Source organism: Rhodococcus sp. IEGM 1379, from assembly GCF_030056815.1.
Taxonomy (GTDB): domain Bacteria; phylum Actinomycetota; class Actinomycetes; order Mycobacteriales; family Mycobacteriaceae; genus Rhodococcus_F.
Genome location: NZ_JASHKR010000174.1, coordinates 1 through 1,993, shown reverse-complemented (window position 1 = coordinate 1,993; position 1,993 = coordinate 1). Strand labels below are relative to the sequence as shown.

The following is a 1,993-nucleotide window of genomic DNA, read 5'->3' as shown; positions in this document are numbered from 1 at the left end:
AACAACCATCACACGATCGACAGCCTCACGGCGTGCCAGGAACTCGGACTCGGTCAAGATCGGCGGACGACGGCGACCGGCATCACGACCGTCGCGGCGACGCTGACGCTTCGCTTCGAGACGCGTCGAGCCGCTGATGCCTTGGACTTCGTCCTTGACGACGCGAGTCTTGCTACGAGGTTCACGCTCGTGAACGACGGTGTTCGGCGGATCGTCTTCCGATACGACGGTGGCCTCGACGGCGGCGTCGGTGCCGGTCTTGCGACGACGGCGACGGCGACGGCGACGGTTGGTGCCGTCGGCATCGAGGTCTGAATCGTCAGCATTCTCGGACTCGGACTCGGCGGTTTCGTCGGAGCTTTCCTCGGCGTTGTCACCTGAGGCGCTCTCAGCAGGAGCCGGGGTGGCTTCGGGAGCCGATTCCGGCTCGACTTCCGAAGACTCGGACTCGTCGTCGCCCTGCTCGCCTACCTGCTCACCGCGACCACGGCCGCGGCCACGACGTCCACGACGACGACGACGCGGCTGGCCGTCCTCATCTTCGTCTGAATCGGCTTCGGCGCTCTCGCCTTCGGTTTGTGCCGAAGTAATGCTCTCCGGTGCCGGCTCGACTACTGCCGTCTCGGGTTCTGCGATCTCGGTTTCGACCGGCGTCGCTGTCGATTCCGGGGTGACTACGGGTGCGGCCGGCTCACGACGCGCACGACGACGACGCGGCGCCACCTCGACTGCTTCGAGGTCAGGCTGAAGGAACAGCGGTACCTGCGCCGGCGCGGGCGCCTTGGACGGCTGTGCCTGAGGGCGTTCGAAGGACGTGAACAGATCGGACTGCTCAGCTTCCTTGTTCTGCAAAGCCGCTGCTGCATCCAGGTCTGCCGTGATCTCGGCAACTGCGGGATCGACAACGGCCGGCTCTTCGATTGTCGGCTCTGTTACTGCAGGCTCTTCGACTACAACCTTCTTGCGCGAGCGCCGGGCACGAACCGGCTTCTCGACTGCAGGCTTGTCGACGGGCTCTTCGACGACAGGCTCTTCGACGACGGGCTTTTCGACGACGGGGTCGATCAGTGCGTCGAGTTCGGCGACAACCGGCTCGATGGCCTCGGCCACGGAGTGAAGCGATGCGTGGATGCGTTCTGCGACGTCACGGTTCAGGCTCGACTGAGCACTGCGAACTTCGGTTCCGAGCGCAACGGCATGGGCAAGTACCTGCTTGCTGGTGATTCCCAGTTGCTTCGCCAGCGCGTGGACACGCATCTTGTCCGGAAAGACCGGGGTTTCTTTTGATTCTGTTGAGGCTTGATCGGCCACGTAAGTCTCCTCAGCCCCCGGGCGCGTCCAACTCTGCAATCGAGTTGTCACGCGGCCACGCAGGGGCGCGCTGTGTGTACTCGCACTCAGAAGTGAGTACGAGATTGTAAAGGTCTCGCTCCGCATGGTCCGTAATGCCCGTTATTCACTGCGAACGCATGAAGTGCCTGGCTGGATGGCAGTGATCCGCAACTCGAGCGCCTGATCATCCAGCATGCACGGGTCCAGGGATTTCCTGTTGACCGGTAGCAGCGATGAAAGGGCATCGAACCTGTGTCACATCGAACCTAGTGCCATCCGGTTGAACGCGCGTACAACAAATTTGCGGTCCAACTGATAGCAGTATCCCACATCCGTGCACCCGTTACTGCAAGGGCGCACCGATGTGGGATCAGTGCCGTTCGGGTAAAGCGTACAAAAAATCAGATGGAAGAGAGCGCCGGGAACCAGAGTGCGATTTCGCGCTCTGCGGACTCGACGGAATCGCTTCCGTGGACCAGGTTCTGCTGCGACGAAAGACCGAAGTCTCCGCGGATTGTTCCTGGTAACGCCTTCTCCACCGGGTCGGTTCCGCCGGCAAGCTGACGGAAAGCTGCGATGGCACGGGGGCCTTCGAGCACTACGGCAACCAGCGGACCGGAGGTGATGAACTCCAACAAGCTCGGGTAGAACGGACGCTCGG

Annotated in this window: 2 protein-coding genes; both read right to left on the bottom strand. The window is 62.4% G+C overall.

Translation table 11 applies throughout. The annotated features are described in order from the left end of the window. Positions 1-1,311, bottom strand: a 1,311-nt coding sequence (locus tag QM600_RS29345) for a translation initiation factor IF-2 N-terminal domain-containing protein (protein WP_283265288.1), incomplete at its 3' end; no start/stop codon positions are given. Between the two features lie 422 nt (positions 1,312-1,733). Next, positions 1,734-1,993, bottom strand: a 260-nt coding sequence (locus tag QM600_RS29340) for a nucleoside-diphosphate kinase (protein WP_283265286.1), incomplete at its 5' end; no start/stop codon positions are given.